Origin of the sequence: Aquabacterium sp., from assembly GCF_048860245.1 — a bacterium.
In the GTDB taxonomy this organism is placed as follows: Bacteria; Pseudomonadota; Gammaproteobacteria; order Burkholderiales; family Burkholderiaceae_C; genus Aquabacterium.
In genome coordinates this window covers 15,656-33,588 of the sequence record NZ_JBLIZW010000030.1, presented here as the reverse complement: position 1 = coordinate 33,588, position 17,933 = coordinate 15,656, and the positions used below count along the sequence as shown (strand labels likewise).

The window sequence follows — 17,933 nt, the reverse complement described above, 5'->3', positions numbered from 1 at the left end:
CCATGTTGCGCGCAGCCGCCCTGCGCTTCTGGACCTCGCGTTTGTGGGACTTCTACCTGCCGCGTGATGCCGCCATGCTGAAACCTCACGACCCGACGCACTTCGAGCGTGTGCTGACGTTGCGCCGCCAGGCGCCCTGGTCCTACACCCGCTCTGGGCACGCAGCATGAAGCTCAAACTGGTCAAGCCTGCTCAGGGCTTTGCATGGTTCCGTCAGGGCCTGATCATCAGCCGGCATCAACCGCTGACGTTCGTGAGTTTGCTCGGGCTCTCGCTGTCGATGGCCATGGTGCTGATTGGGTTGCCGGTGGTAGGCCCGCTGATCGTGGTGGGCTGCATGCCGGCCATGTGGTTGGGATTCATGCTGGCCACACGTCGCGTCCTGCAGGGCATGCGTGTCAGCCCCATTGTCTTGTTTGATGCCTTCCGCGGACCGGATGCCCCACGACGGACCTTGGCACAGTTGGGTGGCTTTTATGTGATGGCCACCCTGTTGGTCATGCAACTGGCCCAGTTGGTGGGCCCCGACCCTGAGGCGCTGGCAGACGTGTTCGACGCGGCCAAAGACGTGAGCGATGTCATCAACAACCCGATGGTTCAGCAGGACATCACCATCCGAGGCCTGTTGACCATTCCCGTGTCGCTGCTGTTCTGGCACGCCCCCGCGCTGATCCTCTGGGCTGGATCTCCAGTAGGCAAGGCCCTGTTTTTCAGTGGGATTGCCTGCTGGCGCAACCTGGGTGCGTTCGTCGTGTACGGACTGTCGTGGGGCGTGTCGGTGATCCTGCTGGGGCTGCTGACCCAGGCCTCGGTCACCCTGATCCCCGTGCCCTGGGTGGCGAACGTTGTCACCATCGTGGCAGGCATGTGGCTGGCATCCGCCTTCTATGCCTCGCTGTATTTCACGGTGGTGGACTGCTTTGAACCCACCACCCCATCGGCGGAACCCGATCAGTCCGTTAACCGCGACACCCCCACCAGCGGGCAGGCGTAAATCGCGTTGCGCAGGGCGGCAATGGCTTCATAGCGCGTGAAGCTACGTCGCCAGGCCAGCACCACCCGTCGGGTCGGTGCAGGCTCTTCAAATGGAATGTAGACCACGTGCGGGTTCGGCTCAACAGGGACTGACAAGCGGGGCACCACCGTCACCCCCATGCCTGCGGCCACCATGTGCTTGATGGTTTCCAGCGACGAGCCTTCAAAGCTCTTGCGGATGCCTTCTGTGTCACTCGAAAAACGAGCGAACTCGGGGCACACCTCCAGCACATGATCGCGGAAGCAATGTCCGGATCCGAGCAGCAGCATGGTCTCGCGCTTGAGCGCTTCGGCGTTGATGCGCTCGTGCTGAGCCAGGGGATGTGAGCGGGGCACGGCCACCATGAAAGGTTCATCGTACAGCGGTGCCACAGCCAGATTGGTCTCAGGGAAGGGCTCCGCCAGAATCGCGCAATCCAGCTCCCCTGAACGCAGCATGTCCAGCAACTTCACGGTGAAGTTTTCTTGCAGCATCAAGGGCATTTGCGGCACGTTGGCAATCGCCGATCGCACCAGGTCCGGCAAGAGATAGGGCCCGATGGTGTAAATCACACCCAGTCGCAACGGGCCGGCCAACGGATCCTTGCCGCGCTTAGCGATCTCCTTGATGGCTTGCGCCTGCTCCAGCACGGCCTGCGCCTGACGCACGATCTCCTCACCCAAAGGTGTCACGCTGATCTCGTTGCTGCCTCGCTCGAAGAGCTTGACATCCAGCTCCTCTTCCAGCTTTTTCACTGCCACAGACAGCGTAGGCTGAGACACAAAGCAAGCCTCGGCTGCGCGACCAAAGTGCCGTTCGCGAGCCACGGCGACGATATAGCGAAGTTCAGTGAGCGTCATGGTCGGTGATTGTGCGGCATCTGCGTCATCGATTCGGCCTCAGGCCTTGAGGTACTCCGTTTTATCACCCAACCACCGAATGACATGGCGTTGCGCGACACGGGGATGCTCTCGCAGCAACACCTCGGCCACCTGACGCGCCCGATTCACCAAGCCTTGGTCTTCGTTCAGATCCGCAAAACGCAGCAGTGCCGAGCCAGACTGCCGGGCCCCCATGAACTCACCAGGCCCGCGAATCTCCAGGTCCCGCCGGGCAATCTCAAAACCGTCTGTGGTTTCGGCCATGGCCTTCAGCCGCTGCTTGCCTGAGTCCGACAAGGGGGACGAGTACAACAGCACACACACACTGGCTACCGAACCGCGGCCGACCCGCCCTCGCAACTGGTGCAACTGGCTCAATCCGAATCGCTCAGCATGCTCGATCACCATCAAGCTGGCATTCGGCACATCGACCCCCACCTCAATGACCGTGGTGGCCACCAGCACAGACAGCTCGCCCGATGAAAAACGACTCATCACATCGGCTTTGTCTGCTGCCGGCAATCGGCCATGCAACAGCCCCACCCCGACGCCCGGCAAGGCCTCGCTCAAGTCCTGATGCGTTTGCGTCACGTTGCTCAAATCCAGTGGCGGACGCTGATTGCTCACGCGACCTGCCGCCTCATCGGCCTGCTGATCGCTGTCTTCGGTTTCGTCGATCAGCGGACACACCCAATAGATCTGACGCCCCTTGGCCACCTCATCACGGATGCGCGCAATCACCTCTTCTCGTCGGCTGTCCGCAAAGACGCGCGTGACGATGGGCGTGCGGCCAGGCGGCAACTCATCAATCGTGCTGACTTCAAGATCAGCCAGGCAAGTCATGGCCAAGGTTCGGGGAATCGGCGTGGCGCTCATCATCAACAAGTGCGGCTCCAGCTCGCTGCTTTCGAGCTTGCGGCGCAATTGCAGGCGCTGGGCCACACCAAAGCGATGCTGCTCATCGATCAAGGCCAAGCCCAGCTTGGCGAATTCAACCTGATCCTGGATGACGGCATGGGTGCCCACCACCAATTGCGCTTCACCCGAAGCCACGGCGGCAATCTGCTCGCGCTTGGCTTTGGCCTTCAGGCTACCGGTGAGCCAGGCGACTTTCACCCCCAGTGGCTCCAGCCAGCCAACCAACTTGCGAAAGTGTTGCTCCGCCAGGATTTCGGTGGGGGCCATCAAGGCGCATTGCCATCCGGCATCCATGGCCACGGCAGCCGCCAGCGCCGCCACCACGGTTTTACCGGAGCCCACATCCCCTTGCAGCAAGCGGTGCATCGGTTGCGGCAGGGTGAGGTCCGCGGTGATTTCTGCCACCACACGCTGCTGGGCTTGCGTCAGCTGAAAGGGCAAGACCGCCAGCAAACGATCAGGCAGCCCTTGCGGGCCGGCCTTCAGCACAGGCGCTTTCAGATGCGCTCGCTCGGCCCTGGCCTGCATTTGCGACACCTGCTGCGCCAGCAATTCCTCAAATTTCAGGCGTTGCCATGCCGGGTGACTGTGGTCTTCCAGCGCAGCCAGCGACACGCTCGCACTGGGGTGATGCAGGAAATGCAAGGCCTCTCGCAAACTCGGCCATTGCGTCGGCAACAAGCGCGCGGGGATGATGTCGTCCAAAGGCGCGCGAGCCAAGCCCGCCGCCACCGCCTTGCGCAAGTAAGTCTGCGGCAGCCCCGCACTGGTCGGATACACCGGCGTCAGCGACGATGCCAAAGGCGTATCCGGTTTGACGATGCGCACCTGCGGATGCACCATCTCCCGCCCGAAAAAGCCATGCCGGATTTCTCCGCGCACACGCAAGCGCACCCCCGGGCCCCAACTCTTTTGCTGCGATCCGTAGAAATTCAAGAACCGCAGCAAGACCTCGCCCGATTCATCCTGCATCCGCACCAGCAATTGACGCCGCCCGCGCATCTCGACACGGCTGTCGCGCACGACGCCTTCGATCTGAGCCGTTTCACCATCCCGCACCTCATCCAGCCGGACCAGCCTCGTTTCATCTTCGTAGCGCAGGGGCAAATGCAAGGCCAGGTCGATGTCCCGGCGCAAGCCCAGCCGCTCCATGGCCTTTTGCGGCGCCGATTTCGCAGCACCGGTCGGCCCGTTCGACGATGCGGACGAGCTGGCGGTCGATGCCTTGGACGGGACAGAAGACGAAGAAGACACTGTAAGCAAACACAGGTATGCAAGAAGCTCGATTGTGCCTGCACCAGCCACTCATGTGAGCACCCTCGAAGGGTGGCGCAGATCAGCGACAATATCGGGTTTCCTTGGCACGGGACCCGTCAGTCCCTCAACGGCATGCAACACATCTCATCTTCGGCGCACCCTGCGCCTGCGGCAGATGCCGCCCGTCACTACACCCTCAGTGACTTCGATTTCGAGCTTCCGCCCGAACTGATCGCCCAACATCCTGCCGCTGAACGCAGCGCGTCTCGCCTGCTGGATGGCCGAGCAGAGACGCCCATCGACCGCATCTTCAAAGATTTGCCGGATCTGCTTCAACCCGGTGATCTGCTGGTCTTCAACAACACCCGCGTCATCAAGGCGCGCTTGTATGGCGCCAAGCAATCCGGCGGTGCGGTCGAGGCATTGGTGGAGCGCGTTCTGCCCAACAACGAAGTGCTGGCCCACATGCGGGCGAGCAAGTCACCCAAACCCGGTGCCATCGTTCGATTTGCCGATGCTTTCGACGCCGAAGTGCTGGGTCGCGGTGGCCCCGATGGGGGGCTGTTTCACCTGAGGCTGTCGGGGGATCCGTTTGAGCTGCTCGATCAGTACGGTCACGTGCCCCTGCCGCCGTACATCACCCATGCCGATGAGGCCGATGACGTTCGCCGGTATCAAACCGTCTTTGCATCAGCACCGGGCGCCGTGGCGGCCCCCACCGCTGCACTGCACTTTGACGAAGCCTTGCTGGAAGCGATGCGAGCCAAAGGCATCCGCACGGCAGAGGTCACGCTTCACGTGGGCGCAGGCACATTCCAGCCCGTTCGCACCGACAACCTGGCTGAGCACAAAATGCACAGCGAATGGTTTGAAGTGCCCGCCACCACCGTGGCTTTGATCGAGGCCACCAAGGCTGCAGGCGGGCGCGTCATCTCGGTGGGGACCACCACCCTGCGCGCGCTGGAATCGGCTGCGCTGCACGCCCCGGCCGGCACCACACTGGAGGCAGGCAGTCGGGACACCGACATCTTCATCACCCCGGGCTTTCAGTTCAAGGTGGTGGATGTGTTGATCACCAACTTCCACCTCCCCAAGAGCACTCTGATGATGCTGGTCAGCGCCTTCGCTGGCTATGAGCACATCAAGGCGCTCTACAGCCATGCGATTTCGCAGGGCTACCGCTTCTTCAGCTATGGCGATGCCATGCTGATCCAGCGCTGATACGACGACAAAAAAATCAAATCAATCATGGGATTCATCATCAGGTTGCTGTGCTGGAGTGCGCTGTGCCTGGCCAATCTGGCCTGGGCGGCGCCAGCCGTTGTCATCACGGACGCCATGCTGGCACCTGGCAATTGCGCTCAGCGCACGCCAGGTCGGCCAGTCAAATTGCCAGACGACTGGCGGCAGATGGGCATCAAGCCACCGGCCGAATACTGCTACCGTGTCCGTTTGGTCATGGAGCGCTCACCTGTCGTGCCATGGGCACTGCGCATTGACCGCTTGCCGGGCAACCACCGGGTGACCGTCAACGGCTTTCAATTGGCCACTCGCCACATGGAAGGCAGCACCATCACCAGCATGGCACCCCTGCCGTATCTGATCGAGTTGCCCGTCAACGTGCTCGGCGCGGGTGACAACGACATCGAGATCGATGTCCGGATGAATCCGTTTCGCAAACCCGGTGTCGCGCCTTTCCAGTTCGGGCCGATGGCGGACATGCGCAACGACTTCGACAGTGCCAGTTGGTGGACCGTCGACCTGCCGCAGACGCTGAACATGAGCGTGGCCGGCATGGCCCTTTTCCTGCTGCTGGCCTGGCGTTCGCGGCCGCGTGACGTGATCTTTGCCTACTTCGGTTGGCTGATGCTGGTGATGTGCGGCCGCAATGCGCTGTACTTCGTCGAGACCATTGCCTGGCCGACACCGGTCGTTGACTGGCTGTTTTTTGCCACCCATGCCGTGACCACCTATTACCAGGTGATGTTTGGCATGGCTTACGCCAACATCAAAGCCGAGCGATTTGTGCCGCCCCTGCGCATGATGGGGTTTGGCCTGCCCGTTCTCGGGGTGTTTGCCATGGGCACGCCCTATCTGGATCTGATGCGGATGTTTGCCTACCCCATGATGATGCTGGGTGGGGTGTTGGTCGTCTACAAGGTCGTAGAGACCGCCTGGACCAAGCACTGGCTGGAAGCCACCGCCATGACATTGGGCCCTGTCGGCACACTGATCAGCATGGCGCACGACTATCTGTTCCTGACACCGTATGTGCAGGTCACGGACCTGTACTGGACGCCCTACTTCGCCCCCATCATTTTCCTGGGGTTCGCCTTGACACTCATGCGCAAGTTCATTGATGCCATGAACCTGTCCGAGCGACTCAACGTGACACTGGAAGAACGTGTGGCCGAGCGCACGCGGGCCCTTGAAGTGGCCAACCAGTCAAAAACGCGGTTTCTGGCGGCGGCCAGCCACGACTTGCGTCAACCTACCGCCGCCATCGGCTTGCTGGTCAGCCTGCTGCGCCAACAAGCCACCACGCCAGAAACCAAAGACCTGGCCAATATGCTGGACGAGGCTGTGTCGTCGATGGAATCGCTGCTGGTGGGTCTGCTCGACATTTCCAAGCTGGACGCCGGCGCCGTCAAACCAGAATTCCAGTCTGTGTCGATGTACGACGTGTTCCAGGCTGTGAAGGTGCACGAACACAGCGCCGCAGTTGGCAAGGGACTGGATTTGCGCTTCCGCCTGCCTCGCCAGCACGAAAGCAATCAGCTCATGGTGCTCACCGATCCCATGCTGTTGCACAGTGTCTTGCGCAACCTCGTTGCCAACGCCATTCGGTACACACAGCAAGGGGGCGTCCTTGTGGCAGCGCGTCGACGCGGCAAGCACCGCCTGCGCATCGAGGTCTGGGACACCGGCATTGGCATCGCCCCCGAACAGCAAGAACGCATTTTTGAAGAGTTCTACCAAGTCGGCAATGCCGCTCGCGATCGCAAACGCGGCATTGGTCTGGGTCTGGCCATCGTTCGGCGCACGGCGTCTATCCTGGGCGAGCAGATCAGCGTGCGGTCGCAGCTTGGCCGAGGCTCTTGCTTTGCCATCGAGTTACCGCTCAACCTGGTGCCCAGCAAACCTGCCAAAATCCAAGACACGCCCAAACAACCCTTGGCTGGCCGTGTCATCTGGCTGGTGGAAGACGACATGATCCTGCGTCGCGCCTTGGGAGAGATGCTCCACAACTGGGGTGCACACACCCGAACCTGGCCGGATGCCGAAGCGCTCATTGACGAGTTGCCCGACCTCTTGGGGTCTGCCGACCCGGAATTCCTGCCCGACACCTTGGTGACGGACTATCGCCTGCCCGGCATGGACGGTCTGGCCCTGGCTCAACACCTGGGCCTGCAGCTTCGCACACAAGGCCACACCGTCAAGCCCGTGATTGTTTCTGGCGACACCAGCCCTTCCGAACTGGCCCGACTCAACGACTCGGGTCTCGAAGTGCTGGCCAAGCCCTTCCGCAGCGAACGTCTGCTGGAGCGCCTCCTGGCCGCACGACCTCATCGATCAACAGACTGATCTCACACCATCATGCTCAAGTTTGAACTCCTCAAGACCGAAGGCGAAGCACGCCGTGGCCAACTCACTCTGAACCACGGCGTGGTGCAGACGCCAATCTTCATGCCCGTGGGCACTTATGGCACGGTCAAAGGGGTCATGCCACGCTCACTCGAAGAAATGGGGGCCCAGATCATCCTGGGCAACACCTTCCACCTGTGGATGCGCCCCGGCCTGGACATCATGAAACAGTTTGGTGGCCTGCACAAATTCGAGTCGTGGAACAAGCCCATCTTGACCGACTCGGGCGGTTTCCAGGTCTGGTCGCTGGGCGAGATGCGCAAGATCAGCGAAGAAGGCGTGCGCTTTGCCTCGCCGGTCAATGGTGACAAGCTGTTCCTCACGCCTGAGATCAGCATGCAGATCCAGACCATCCTGAACTCGGACATCGTCATGCAGTTCGACGAATGCACGCCTTACTGGAAGGGCGACAAGTCGCTGGGTCACATCACCACCGAAAAAGAAGCGCGCGCATCGATGGAGTTGAGCATGCGCTGGGCCAAGCGCTGCATCACCGAGTTCACCCGTCTCGAAAACCCCAACGCCTTGTTCGGCATCGTCCAAGGCGGCATGTTCGAGCACCTGCGGGAAGAGTCCCTGGCTGGCTTGGTCGATCTGAACCTGCCGGGCTATGCCATCGGCGGCGTCAGCGTGGGTGAACCCAAAGACGAGATGATGCGCGTGATGAACCACATCACCCCCAAACTGCCCACCCACAAGCCACGGTACCTGATGGGCGTCGGGACGCCTGAGGATCTGGTCGCAGGCGTTGCCACGGGCGTGGACATGTTCGACTGCGTGATGCCCACCCGCAATGCGCGCAATGGCCATCTCTTCACCCGCTTTGGTGACCTGCGCCTGCGCAACAGCCGCAACAAGGCCGATGAGCGTCCCATCGACGAAACCTGCACTTGCTACACCTGCCAGAACTTCAGCCGGGCCTACCTCCACCACCTCGATCGGTGCGGCGAGATGCTGGGCCCCATGCTGACCACCATCCACAACCTGCACTACTACCTGAACCTGATGCAGGAAGTGCGTGACGCATTGGATGCCGGCCGCTTTGCGGCCTTCCAGCAGCAGTTTGCAGCCGATCGCGCCCGCGGCGTCTGATCAGTCAGCAGGAACGGGCGACGGGTGATCCCTGCTCGCCCGCTTCGTCCTCACCAGAACTGCCAGGCGCCGGTGAACACCACCCAAACGCCCAGGACGCCGTTGGTGACGGCATGTGCCAAAACCGGCGCCCACAGCTTGCCGGTGTACCGATACAAGCCCGCATAAGCCACCCCTGCCACGATGGCCGCCAGCCATTGTGTGTGGGCGAGCATGAACACCAAGGTCGACAAGGCGATTGCCTTGACCGTCACCGCGGTGGGCGAGATTTTCTCGAAGTCGGGGTTGTCGACCCATCGCATCAGGAACGAGCGCCAAAACAGCTCTTCCATCAAGGGCACCACCAGCGCCGCCCCCATCCAGCGGGTCACCAGCAGCCCCCACTGCAACTGACCTTCTTCATCGACCGGTCGAAAGCTGGCAGTCGCTTGCCCCAGCATCATCCATGGCTCGGTCAGCACGATCCACAACTGGAACACCACAACCCCGACGATGATGGACAGCAGTCCCTGCTGCCAACTCAGCCTCGTGTCCGATGCCAATTCGGTGTAGTCACGCCAGAAGTAGGCCAGGCTCCCCCCGACCACCAGGACCGAAACCCCATAGAGCCATCGGCCATCCAGGGTGGAGCCGTCCGTCGCAGGCACCAAGCCCCGCACGGCCAGCAAGGCCATGAAGAGCGCAAAGGGAATGACACGGGCCCATGCGGCGCGGGTGAGCAGTTTGTCCATGGTCAGAATTTTGCCACCCTCACCCCATCCCATCGCCCCTCGAAATCAGGGTGACGGCTCGTTCAACAAAGCCTGAACGCGGGTTTGCAACCCCTCAGGCGAGACCTCGCTGGCCGACAGGGCCGGCCCCACCACCAGCCCCACGCGGTTGAACAAACCACGTCGCAACGGCTTGGCCATGGCCGCCCCCTCGATGCGCGAGAAGGTGGAACCCCAGAGATTGTGCAAAGCGGCCGGCACCACGGGGACCGGGTCAGACGCCAGAATCTTCATGATGCCAGCCTTGAACGTTTGCAATTGCCCATCGCGGGTGATGGCGCCTTCCGGGAACAAACACAAGAGATCGCCGTCTCGCAAAACCTGCCTGGCACGCTCGAAGGCCTGCTCGTACGCTTGCGGATCTTCCTTTTGTGGCGCGATCGGAATCGCCTTGACCATGCGGAAGAACCAGCCGATGCCGGGGGTCTTGAAAATGCGGTGATCCATCAGGAACACCATGGGGCGCGGGCTGCAAACGCCCAGGATGATGGCGTCGACAAAGCTCACGTGGTTGCACACCAAGATGGCGGGTCCATCCGTGGGAATGTGCTCATCCCCACGCACACGCAAGCGGTACACCCCACGCGTGATGACCAGCATCACCAGACGGATGATGTATTCGGGCATCAACCAGAACACATACCCGACCACGATCACATTCAACACAGCGGTCACACCAAACACCTGAGGAATGGACAAACCCGCGCCCAGCAGCGCACCGGCCATCACGCTGCTCACGATCATGAAGATCGCATTGAGGATGTTGTTGGCCGCGATGATGCGTGCCCGGTGGCTGGCCTTGGCTCTCAGCTGGATCAATGCGTACATCGGCACGCTGTAGAGCCCCGCACTGAACGCCAACAACGCCAGGTCCGCCATGACCCGCCAATGCGCAGGTTGCGACACGAAAGCGCTGACTGTCAGCCAAGCTCCCTGCACAGGCGGCAAGCCCGCTGCGGCCAGATACAAGTCAAACGCAAAGACGGTCATCCCCACCGCACCGATGGGCACCAGGCCAATCTCCACGTGCCGGTGCGACAAGGTTTCGCACAGCAATGAACCCGCCGCGATGCCCACCGAAAACACCACCAGCAACAGGGATGCCACCCGCTCATCGCCCCCGATCACATCGCGCGCAAAGGCCGGGAACTGAGACAGAAACACCGCGCCGAAAAACCACATCCAAGAGATACCCAGCAAGGAGCGAAACACGCTGGGATATTCATAAGCCAGCTTCAGATTTCGCCACGTCTCGGTCGCGGGATTCCAATTCAACTTCAAGGTCGGATCCGACGAGGGCGAAGCTGGAATGCCTCGCGCGACAAGCCATCCCAACACCGCCACCGCCAAACACACCCCCGCCACCCAGTGCACACCGGTGCCTGGCACGCTCATGAGCAAGCCGCCCCCCACGTTGCCCAGCAAAATGGCCACAAAGGTCCCCATCTCCACCAGGCCATTGCCCCCGGTGAGCTCACGCTCCGACAAATGCTGGGGCAAATAAGCGTACTTGACCGGCCCGAACAAGGTGGAATGCAAGCCCATCAAGAACACGCAGCCCAGCAGCAATGGAATCCACTGCATCCAGAACCCCACCGTGGCCAGGACCATGATGACGATCTCCAAGCCCTTGACTGCCTGCATGACCTTGGCCTTGTCATACTTGTCAGCCCACTGCCCAGCGGTGGCCGATAAAAGCACGAAGGGCAAGATGAACAGTGCACCGATGACCAAACCCGCCAGCTTCGCAGGCAGCCAACTCACCTGGAGTTGATAGGTCACCAACACCGTGAACGCGAACTTGAGCAGGTTGTCATTCGCGGCACCCAGAAACTGCGTCAGAAAAAACGGAGCAAACCGCTTTTGCGACAACAAGGCAAATTGCCCACGCTCTTTTTCAGAGGACATATCCGTCACGTCTTGCTTCCCGATTCAACACGCCATGAACGACACCACTCAGCGCTTCCATGGCGCCAGCACCGCATCGGTGTCTTCACCCAACGTCGGTGCCCTTCGCGTGATCGCACCGGGCGTGACAGAGAGCTTGGGCACGATGCCTGGCACGTCAACGGTCAAGCCATCGGGTGTGATCACAGGCACGATCATGTCACGGGCACGATAGTGCGGATCCTGCGCAATGTCCTGTGCGGAATAAATGCGCCCCACCGGCACGCTGGCCGCGTTCAAGACGGCCAACACCTGTTCAACGGATCGAGCCCCGGTCCACTCACCGATCGCCTGGTCAATCTCGTCCACACGTTTGACGCGTCCCGGATTGCTGGACAACTCGGCATCCGTAGCCAGGTCATCCCGACCGATCGAAATCATCAAGCGTTTGAAGATGGAGTCGCCATTGCCACCGATGACCACCATGCCGTCCTGGCAAGGATATGCATTGCTGGGGGCGATGCCCGGCAGCGCAGAGCCAGCAGGCTGCCGCACGGCACCGAATGCTGAATACTCTGGCAGCAAACTCTCCATGCAGTTGAACACGGCCTCATACAGAGCCACATCCACAACCTGCCCCCGGCCTTTGGGCGCATCGTCACTGATCGAACGCTGCCGAGCCTGCAGCGCCAGCAACACCCCGATGACACCGTGCAACGCGGCCAAGGTATCCCCCAGACTCACCCCTGCACGAACCGGCGCACGACCAGGCTCACCATTGAGATAACGCATGCCGCCCATGGCTTCCGCCACCACGGCGAAACCTGGTCGCTCCTTGTACGGCCCCGTCTGGCCATAGCCGCTGATGCGCAACATGATCAGCCCAGGGTTGCGGGCACTCAGTGCGTCATAGCCCATGCCCCACTTTTCCATGGTGCCTGGCTTGAAATTCTCAATCACCACGTCGGCCTCATCGATGAGTCGCCGGGTGATGTCGCGCCCTTCCTCCGTCCGCAAGTCCAGCACCACACTCTTCTTGTTGCGACTCTGAACCTGCCACCACACACTGGTTCCGTTGTGCAGCATGCGCCACTGGCGCAAGGGATCCCCGCCCGCACCACTGTCGGTCGCGGGGGGCTCGATCTTGATCACCTCGGCACCAAAATCGGCCAGGGTCTTGCCAGCAAAAGGGCCAGCAATCAGCTGGCCCAGTTCAACCACTTTCAGACCGGCAAGGGCCTGTGGTGGCACGATGGAAGTCAGGTCAGGCGTACGCATGCCGGCATGGTAGCGCGACCCCAACGCTCTTTACGGCTTGCTCGCCTTGCCGTTGTGCTCAGCACCCTTCACAGGGGCCGGATCCGTCACAAAACCGATTTTGGTCAAGCCCGCTTTGGATGCATCGGCCAAAGTCTCGGCCACCGCCCGATAAGGCACAGCCTGATCTGCGCGCAAATGCACTTCCGGCTGAGTGGGCTTGGCACCCTCAGCTGCAAAACGTGCAGCCGCTTCATCACGGCTCAAGGCCTGACCATTCCAATAACGCACACCGTCTGCATCGATCGACAAGTCGATCTTCTCAGCCTTGGCAGACATCACTTGTGCGCTGGCCTTGGGCAACTCCAGCTTGACCTGATGACTCAGCAACGGGGCCGTCACGATGAAGATGACCAGCAGCACCAGCATCACATCAATCAGCGGCACCATATTGATCTCTGCAACCGGGGCGCTGCTCCCCTTGTTGTCGAAACTGGCAAAGGCCATGATTCAATCCTCTCCGGTCCGAGATCAGGCTGCGGAGCCTGGCTTGATGGCACGCACGTTGGCAGCCGCACCGTTGCCCGCGTCCTGCTCGCTGCTGGTTTTGAGTGTTTGACCCGTCGACAAGAACGTGAACAATTCGAACGCAAAGGCATCCAGTCGAGCGCCCCACACGCGGTTGCTACGCGTCAGCCAGTTGTAGCCCATCACGGCAGGAATCGCCACAGCCAGACCCACGCCGGTCATGATGAGCGCTTCGCCAACCGGGCCGGCCACCTTGTCCAGCGTCCCTGCCCCCGTCGCACCAATCGCCAGCAAGGCGTGGTAAACCCCCCAGACGGTGCCAAACAAGCCCACGAAAGGTGCAGTAGCGCCAATGGTGGCCAACACACTCAGGCCACTTTCCATGCGCATGGTGTCCTCGTCCAGCACCTTCTTGATCGTGCGTGTCAGGAAGTCTTGCGCACTGCCCGCCTCTTCCAGCTTGGCTGCGCCAAAGCGAGCGTGGTGAGCCTGGGCATGCATGGCATGTGCGGTCAGATGCGCGAAGGGCTCATGGACACCGTGCGTCGCAATTTCGTGCTGAACCGATTCCAGCGACGTGGCATTCCAGAAAAAATCCAGGAATGTCTTGCTGCGCCGTTGACGCAGGAACAAGGACACCCCCTTGGTCACGATCAAAGCCCAGGAAACCAGGGACATGATGACCAAAATGGCAAACAGCCCTTGACCAACGGCATCCGTTTGCGCAATGAAATGGGTAAAGCCCAACTCGGGTGCAGCGGCTTGTGTCGCCACGGTGGCACTGGCGTCCACGGCGCTTGCGGTATCAGCCATCACAGGAGCGGAGGCGGCCAAATCAGTCATGATGATCAGTCTTCCAAATTGAACGTAAGGGGAGCAACCACCCACACAGTACGGGCCACGCCGTCCTCCAGGTGGGGTTGGAATCGTGCTTTCTTCATCGCCAGCACTGCCTGCTGATCGAGACGGGGATAGCCGGACGAGCGAACGACCTCGATGTCACGTGGACGGCCATGCTCATCCACCAACACCTTGAGTCGGACCACGCCTGATTCGCCCAGCTCACGCGAGGCACGTGGATAAATGAGATCCGGCTCCACCAAATAGCGGACCGCCGATGAGGGCAACACTTTGGGCACGACCGGCTGACGACCGGCGTCACTGGAGGGCGCTGCGGTCACAGGCCCCGTGGGGCCGGCCGGCAATGCTGCGGCCGACGGATTGGTGGGTGCAGCCGTTTCCGTGGGCTTCGGGGGCACCGGTGGTGCGGGCGGCGCCACTTGCACATCGTTGGGCGCAGCGGGGCGATTGGCAGCCAGTACAGGCGCAGGCAACTGGGGCTGTGCCGGGGCGGGCTTCGCAACGGCTGGCTGGGGCGGCACTTGAGGGTCAACGGGATCCTGTGCGCGCTGCACCTGAGGCGTGTCAGCGATCAACGCCACCTCCATCGCACGGGGCTCCGCGACCAACTCTGGCGCACGCATGGCCGTGACCACCACGGCAGCCAACACCACATGCACAACCAGCACGCTCGCGGCCAGGAACCAGCGCTGCACCGGGTTCAAATCAGGCGGCGGCAGCAGCGGGTGATGTGTCGGAGAAAGCGCGAGAGAAGCCATGCGGCAAGTCTAACACTTTTATTTGCAATTGCGAATCACTCTTATTAACAAAACTCAAAGCCCCACGGCACCGACACATCAGGTTACCGAGACACCCGCGATGGGGGGCACCTTGTCGGGTCGATGCCATGTGAAGATTTCGCCCACAAACGCCCCCTGTTTTTTAGGGAGGCTCAACATGAATCAGGGATCTCATGGACTTAGAAGTACTGCTGGCGCCCATCGCGCCTGACACTCCTTGCGGGGTTGATCTGTCGTTCTCCGCCGCCTTCGATCACATTGCCGACATGCGCCGAGAAGATGACCCCACCCTGGACCAGGGCGAATGGGTCACCACACTGAAGGTGGCGGACTGGCCTGGTGTTGCCGAGCAATGCCAAAGCCTGCTGGAAAGCCAAACCAAGGATTTGCGCGTTGCCATGTGGCTCACCGAAGCCTGGACGCTCACGCAAGGCTATCCTGGCCTGAGCCACGGCCTGCAGTTGTGCACAGCACTCTGCCGACGCTACTGGCCATCCGTCCACCCGCAAGCAGATGACGGAGATCAGGAAGAACGCATTGGCAACATGAGCTGGCTCCTGCAACGCGTGGTGACCTTGTCGGACACCTTGCCCGTTACCCAGGGACGACACGGTACGGCGTTCACGCTACGCGATCTTCAGATCGCGCGTCAGCAGGCCGCGGTCGCAGAGCGCGCGCCCGACGACACGGCCAAAGATGCACACAGCAAAGTGACCCTTGACCAGTTCAATCGGGCACTGCGCGACACGCCTGCCACGCACCTGCGCACCGCACTCGATGGTCTCCAGGCCAGTCTGCGCCATCTTCAGGACTGGCAAGGCGTCATCGACGAACAACTCGGCGCAGCTGGCCCCAGCTTTGTCGCGGCGAAAGAAGCCCTCGCCAAGGCCGAGCACGAACTCACCCGCCTGGGCCGAGAGGCTGGCGCCCTGATGCCGGAGGCACAGCCCGCAGCAGACCTGCACAACGACCATGCCGACACGCCGAGTGAATCCACCGGGCACATGGCTGCACCCAGCACGCTGTACGGTCGGGCGCAAGCACTCCAGCAATTGCGCGAGGTGGCGCAGTTCTTCCGTCGAACCGAGCCGCATAGCCCTGTCGCCTATCTGGTGGACAAGGCGGTGAAATGGGGCGACATGCCGTTGCACGAATGGCTACGCGAAGTCGTCAAAGAGCAAGGTGCCATGTCTCACATTCAAGAACTTCTAGGACTGGCCCCCGTTGACCCGCCAGCGTATTGACTCAGCACCCAAGTGGCGCATCAGGTTCCCACCCGAAACTCGATGCGCCGGTTGCGTGCGCGCCCTTCCTCTGTTTCGTTGCTGGCGATAGGCTGATGGGGCCCGACACCCGTGGTGCTCAATCGATCGGCGGGCATCCCTTTGCCGACCAGATAGCTCTTCACGGCCTGCGCCCTGGCCAGGGACAAGCTGACGTTGGCCTGACGGTTGCCTGAGGCATCTGTATGACCAATGATCTCAAAGCGACGCTCCTTCAGTTTCGACATCGTCGCGGCCATCTCATCCAGAATCAGCAAGCCAGCCGGGCGCAACACCGCACTGCCCGGCTCGAATTCCACGATGCGATTGGCCAATGTCCTGTCCATCACCGCTTGCTCTTGAACGGCGACACGAAGCCCGTTGCGCACTGTGTAGGTGGGATTCAAAGACTGAGCCATGTCGCCCGCCACCTGCTGACGCACAGCCTCGTTGGACACCTCGCCCCGAAGGTCAATCGTCGTGCCTTGCACACTCAGTTGCCCATGGGTGACCTGCTTGAGCGCGGGGCTGAGCAACTTGCCAACGTGCTGCGACCACTGGGGCGGTGCCACCACGGCGCCCAATGACACTTGGTCGACCACACGATCAGCACCGTACAGATCTCGCAGGCGAGCCAGAACTGCCACCCGCGTGGCTTCATCCGGCACCGTGCCAGACACCACCACTTGCCCGGGTCCTTGCACCTGCGCGCCGGCCTGTGCTTGAACACACGTTGCCATCGTCATGCACGCCACGGACGTCACCACCTTGACCCGATTCTTCCAGCGCTGATATCGCATCGTCACACCCCGAGGAAAACTTCTTGAAAACTGCTCAGTGCTTGCGCCAGTGACAAGCTTGGATCCAATAAATAGTTGGACAGCTTGCGAACGCCATGGTCGGATAGAACTTCGCCCTCGACCCACTCCGATTGCTGCAGGCTCACCGACTGCGCAGACAACACCACGGGATCGATCACCGCATGCAAGGTTGCGGCAGAAGCACCTTGAAAGCCCAGCAAGAGTTGGGGCCCCTCGGCATGCACCGTCAGATACATGCCCAGTTCGATCTCATGCCGCGCAAAGAAGCCCAGGACGAGAGAGAGCCACCACGCGGCCACCAAGCCGCGCTTCCCGGCGTCAGCAGGCAAAGGCAAACGCAACACCCGCGTGAGTCGCGACGCGCCCATCGTCATGGCAGGCTGCAGCAACAAGCCCAGAGCCAGGATGGCTTGCCTCATCACCAACCGTCCGCCACCCGCAGCCAGCATTTGCTCCAGGCTGGCCACGGTGTGTGTATCCAGAAAATCCTGCAAAACGACCCGCGCACCAGACAAACTCACATTGACTGGCATGGGTGCATGCAAGCTGGCCTGAGCATGAGCAAAATCCGTTGCGGCATGCGCCACACGACTGACCTGCTCCAGCCTCGACCAGGTCTTCCACAACGCAATGGGTGCCAGCGAGGCAAATTGCGTCGGCAGACTCAGATCGAACGATGCTGCCGTGACAAAAGGAAAACGCCGCCCTGAAGCATCTTGGCTGGCCATCCAATGCCCCGCAAGGCCCACGTTGCTCCCCGTCCCCAGCACCGCAAACTGAATCGGCTGCGCGCTGTCATAGGTCAACTTCCACCGCGGATCTGACGACAGTCGCTCCATGGTCTGTGACTGCCATCGATCCACCAAGTCGATGAGATTGGCATGATGGGGGCTGCGAACAAAGTCCCCACGCGACGGGAGCTTCCCGAAATACATCAGATCGGTCGGGTCAGACATCACA

Annotated in this window: 15 protein-coding genes and 1 pseudogene; 6 read left to right on the top strand and 10 right to left on the bottom strand. The window is 61.3% G+C overall.

Features of this window, described 5'->3' with window-relative positions:
* Together ACMV18_RS03300 and ACMV18_RS03295 are read left to right on the top strand one after the other, a co-directional pair.
* A pseudogene (locus tag ACMV18_RS03300) lies at nucleotides 1-170 on the top strand (homoserine kinase); the annotation flags it as partial.
* Nucleotides 167-994: a BPSS1780 family membrane protein gene (locus tag ACMV18_RS03295; protein WP_420816665.1), complete on the top strand. Its 828-nt coding sequence runs from the start codon at nucleotides 167-169 to the stop codon at nucleotides 992-994. The pseudogene ACMV18_RS03300 and the gene ACMV18_RS03295, both read left to right, overlap by 4 nt.
* Here the strand turns inward: ACMV18_RS03295 and ACMV18_RS03290 are convergent.
* Both ACMV18_RS03290 and recG read right to left on the bottom strand, forming a co-directional pair.
* Nucleotides 952-1,875 carry a LysR substrate-binding domain-containing protein gene (locus tag ACMV18_RS03290; RefSeq protein ID WP_420816664.1) on the bottom strand — a complete coding sequence of 308 codons (924 nt, stop codon included), beginning with the start codon at nucleotides 1,873-1,875 and terminating at the stop codon, nucleotides 952-954. The genes ACMV18_RS03295 and ACMV18_RS03290 overlap by 43 nt on opposite strands.
* 39 nt (nucleotides 1,876-1,914) lie before the next feature.
* Nucleotides 1,915-3,966, bottom strand: coding sequence for an ATP-dependent DNA helicase RecG (gene recG, locus ACMV18_RS03285; protein WP_420816667.1), 2,052 nt, complete (start codon nucleotides 3,964-3,966; stop codon nucleotides 1,915-1,917).
* Nucleotides 3,967-4,203: 237 nt separating this feature from the next.
* Here recG and queA point away from each other — a divergent pair, with 237 nt between their 5' ends.
* From queA to tgt, 3 genes are read left to right on the top strand one after another with little or no spacing between them, the layout of a single operon-like run.
* Nucleotides 4,204-5,292 carry a tRNA preQ1(34) S-adenosylmethionine ribosyltransferase-isomerase QueA gene (queA, locus tag ACMV18_RS03280; RefSeq protein WP_420816663.1) on the top strand — a complete coding sequence of 363 codons (1,089 nt, stop codon included), beginning with the start codon at nucleotides 4,204-4,206 and terminating at the stop codon, nucleotides 5,290-5,292.
* Between the two features lie 27 nt (nucleotides 5,293-5,319).
* Nucleotides 5,320-7,656: an ATP-binding protein gene (locus ACMV18_RS03275; RefSeq protein WP_420816662.1), complete on the top strand. Its 2,337-nt coding sequence runs from the start codon at nucleotides 5,320-5,322 to the stop codon at nucleotides 7,654-7,656.
* A 12-nt stretch (nucleotides 7,657-7,668) separates the two neighbouring features.
* Nucleotides 7,669-8,808 (top strand): tRNA guanosine(34) transglycosylase Tgt, encoded by a 1,140-nt coding sequence (gene tgt, locus ACMV18_RS03270; protein WP_374256113.1) that lies wholly within the window; start codon nucleotides 7,669-7,671, stop codon nucleotides 8,806-8,808.
* Nucleotides 8,809-8,858: 50 nt separating this feature from the next.
* Here the strand turns inward: tgt and ACMV18_RS03265 are convergent, their stop codons facing one another.
* The 6 genes from ACMV18_RS03265 to ACMV18_RS03240 are packed head-to-tail and all read right to left on the bottom strand — an operon-like array spanning nucleotide 8,859 to nucleotide 14,869.
* Nucleotides 8,859-9,539, bottom strand: a complete 681-nt coding sequence (locus ACMV18_RS03265) for a CAAX prenyl protease-related protein (RefSeq protein WP_420816661.1) — start codon at nucleotides 9,537-9,539, stop codon at nucleotides 8,859-8,861.
* A gap of 45 nt (nucleotides 9,540-9,584) precedes the next feature.
* Entirely contained in the window at nucleotides 9,585-11,486 is a 1,902-nt protein-coding gene (locus ACMV18_RS03260) for an MFS transporter (protein ID WP_420816660.1), read from the bottom strand.
* Between the two features lie 48 nt (nucleotides 11,487-11,534).
* Complete coding sequence (locus tag ACMV18_RS03255; protein ID WP_420816659.1) at nucleotides 11,535-12,743, bottom strand: CaiB/BaiF CoA transferase family protein; 1,209 nt, start codon at nucleotides 12,741-12,743, stop codon at nucleotides 11,535-11,537.
* 30 nt (nucleotides 12,744-12,773) lie between these two features.
* On the bottom strand, nucleotides 12,774-13,229 hold the full coding sequence (locus ACMV18_RS03250) for an ExbD/TolR family protein (RefSeq protein WP_374256118.1): 456 nt from the start codon (nucleotides 13,227-13,229) through the stop codon (nucleotides 12,774-12,776).
* Between the two features lie 24 nt (nucleotides 13,230-13,253).
* Entirely contained in the window at nucleotides 13,254-14,093 is an 840-nt protein-coding gene (locus ACMV18_RS03245) for a MotA/TolQ/ExbB proton channel family protein (protein WP_374256119.1), read from the bottom strand.
* 5 nt (nucleotides 14,094-14,098) lie between these two features.
* A complete protein-coding gene (locus ACMV18_RS03240) occupies nucleotides 14,099-14,869 on the bottom strand; it encodes an energy transducer TonB (protein ID WP_420816658.1) in 771 nt (256 codons plus the stop codon).
* A gap of 194 nt (nucleotides 14,870-15,063) precedes the next feature.
* On the opposite strand from ACMV18_RS03240, the gene tssA reads away from it, so the two are divergent.
* On the top strand, nucleotides 15,064-16,134 hold the full coding sequence (gene tssA / locus ACMV18_RS03235; protein ID WP_420816657.1) for a type VI secretion system protein TssA: 1,071 nt from the start codon (nucleotides 15,064-15,066) through the stop codon (nucleotides 16,132-16,134).
* 20 nt (nucleotides 16,135-16,154) lie between these two features.
* On the opposite strand, the gene ACMV18_RS03230 is transcribed toward tssA, so the two are convergent.
* Both ACMV18_RS03230 and tagF read right to left on the bottom strand, forming a co-directional pair.
* Nucleotides 16,155-16,898 carry an OmpA family protein gene (locus tag ACMV18_RS03230; protein WP_420816666.1) on the bottom strand — a complete coding sequence of 248 codons (744 nt, stop codon included), beginning with the start codon at nucleotides 16,896-16,898 and terminating at the stop codon, nucleotides 16,155-16,157.
* Between the two features lie 56 nt (nucleotides 16,899-16,954).
* Nucleotides 16,955-17,929, bottom strand: coding sequence for a type VI secretion system-associated protein TagF (gene tagF / locus ACMV18_RS03225; RefSeq protein ID WP_420816656.1), 975 nt, complete (start codon nucleotides 17,927-17,929; stop codon nucleotides 16,955-16,957).
* Nucleotides 17,930-17,933 lie beyond the last annotated feature (4 nt).